This window comes from Mesorhizobium sp. WSM4837 (assembly GCF_055811435.1).
In genome coordinates this window covers 1-420 of sequence record NZ_JBVVQE010000248.1, presented here as the reverse complement: position 1 = coordinate 420, position 420 = coordinate 1, and the positions used below count along the sequence as shown (strand labels likewise).

The 420-nt window shown below is 59.0% G+C and carries 1 protein-coding gene; it reads left to right on the top strand.

All coding sequences use genetic code 11. From position 1 onward, the window contains the following. Positions 1-420: IS110 family transposase (locus AC0L3D_RS36960; protein ID WP_473647569.1), on the top strand; the 420-nt coding region annotated here is incomplete at both ends.

Sequence of the window (420 nt, the reverse complement as noted above, 5' to 3'; positions counted from 1 at the left end):
GAAGAACGCACTCGATCACCGGCACATCAGGTTGGAAGGCTTCTTGCATCAAGGGCGGCAACCAGAGAAGAACGACGTCGCAGATGCGGAGGCGATCGTCGAAGCAGCGCAACGACCGACAATGCGCTTTGTCGAACCGAAGACCAAGGAGCAGCAGTCCCGGGCTATCGTGTTTCGCACCAGAGAGCAGTTCGTGAATCAGCGAACCGAATTGGTGAATGCGCTGCGCGCGCACCTCTATGAGTTCGGTTATGTTGCTCCGCAAGGCATCGGCCACCTGCCACGTCTGGCAGAGATCGTCGAGGACGAGAGCGCAGACCTGCCGGATCTGGTCCGTGACATCTGCAGCGCTCTCCTTGACCAGATCGACCAGTTGAGCAGCCGGCTCGCGGCATTGAAGAAGACGATCGACACGCTGTC